This window comes from Bradyrhizobium sp. LB8.2 (genome assembly GCF_040548035.1).
GTDB lineage: Bacteria > Pseudomonadota > Alphaproteobacteria > Rhizobiales > Xanthobacteraceae > Bradyrhizobium.
In genome coordinates, this window is sequence record NZ_JBEPQV010000075.1 from 1 (window position 1) to 1,691 (window position 1,691).

Annotated in this window: 2 protein-coding genes; both read right to left on the minus strand. The window is 65.8% G+C overall.

Features of this window, described 5'->3' with window-relative positions; genetic code table 11:
- Positions 1-128: 128 nt before the first annotated feature.
- Entirely contained in the window at positions 129-782 is a 654-nt protein-coding gene (gene alkB / locus ABIB06_RS38785) for a DNA oxidative demethylase AlkB (RefSeq protein ID WP_354053422.1), read from the minus strand.
- 9 nt (positions 783-791) lie between these two features.
- Positions 792-1,538: a 2OG-Fe(II) oxygenase gene (locus tag ABIB06_RS38790; RefSeq protein WP_354053421.1), complete on the minus strand. Its 747-nt coding sequence runs from the start codon at positions 1,536-1,538 to the stop codon at positions 792-794.
- Positions 1,539-1,691: the final 153 nt, after the last annotated feature.

The following is a 1,691-nucleotide window of genomic DNA, read 5'->3' on the forward strand; positions in this document are numbered from 1 at the left end:
GCTGGGGGCTCATGGTGAGGAGGCGCGTGAGCGCCGTCTCGAACCATAGAGGCCCGGGTCTCGCAGCTCGGGCCTCTATCCTTCGAGACGCGCGCGAAGAGGCGCGCTCCTCAGGATGAGGAGATAGATCAGCGCGTCCTGCGGAACGTCAGATTGATCCGCTGACGCCCGAGCAGCGCGTGCTCGCCGTCGGCCAGCGGCGCCACGCCGTGATAGGCGAGCCTGCTGGGCCCGCCCCAGACCACGACGTCGCCATGCACCAAGCGGAAGCGGCGCGGCTTGTCGCTGCGCGCCATGCCGCCGAACAGGAAGGTCGCGGGCAGCCCAAGCGAGACCGAGACGATCGGCGCCGAATAGTCCAGCTCGTCCTTGTCCTGGTGCAGCGACAGCCGCGTGCCCGGTTCGTAGCGATTGACGAGACAGGCATCGGGCGCGAAGTCATCGAAACTGCCATGCTCCGCCGCACGGCGGGCGAGATCGCGGAGCACGGGCGGCATCGCGGGCCACTGCGCACCGGTTCGCGGATCAATCGGATCATAACGATAGCCGGTGTGATCGGTGATCCAGCCGCGCTCGCCGCAATTGGTCATGGCCACCGACATCTGATAGCCGCCGGGCGTAGTCATGCGCCGGAACGGCGACTGCGCCACGATCGCGCGTACAGCTGCAATCAGCTCGCTCTGGATCGGCTTGACGAAGCCGCGCAGCAAGACGGCGCCGTCGGCGATCTCCTCGCGTGACGGCTGCGCCTCGGCGACTGTCTCGAACAGATCACCCGTCAATCGCAGTGCTCATTTGGCATCGTGAAAGATCACACCCAGCGTGTGGCGCTGGCCGGAGCGAATCCGGCTGACGCCATGGCGCAGATTAACGCGGTAGATGCCGCGTGTCCCCTGCACCGGGCGGTGATGCACGGCAAAGGCGACCGCATCGCCCTGCGTCAGCGGCACCACCTCGGCGCGGGACTGCATGCGCGGGCGCTGCTCGGTCAGCACGAACTCGCCGCCGGTAAAGTCGCGTTCCGGCTCCGACAAGAGGATCACAACCTGGAGCGGGAACACGTGCTCGCCGTAGAGATCCTGATGCAGGCAATTGTAGTCGCCAGCCTCGTATTGCAGCAGCAGCGGCGTCGGCCGCGCCTGTCCCGCCTCGTGGCAGCGTTTCAGGAACGCCGCATGCGCGGCGGGGTAGCGAATGTCGATCCCCATCGCCTCATTCCAGCGATTGGCGACGCCCTGGAGATGCGCGTAGAGCGTCGGGCGCAACTGCGCGATCAGATCGGGCAGCGGGTAGGAGAAATATTTGTACTCGCCGCGGCCAAAGCCGTGGCGGCCCATGACGATGCGGCTGCGGAAGTGCGTGTCGTCAGGATAGAGCGCGGCCGTGGCGCGGCATTGCTCCGGCGTCAGTAGACCCTTCAGGACGGCGCAGCCCTGGGCGTCGAGATCGCCGGCGATTTGTGGCCAGTCGAGGGTATCGACGTGGGTGGCGAGGTCGATTGGCGACTGAAGCGTCGATTTGCGTGCTGTTGCTGTCATGGCTCTGACTTTCGCAAGGCCGCCCGCCCTCTGCCACCCGATTTCCGACTCCCTCCCTGTCATTGCGAGCGTAGCGAAGCAATCCAGAATCTTTCCGCGGCTGGCAGTCTGGATTGCTCACATGGGGATTTGGTGTGTCAAGGCGGATGTTCA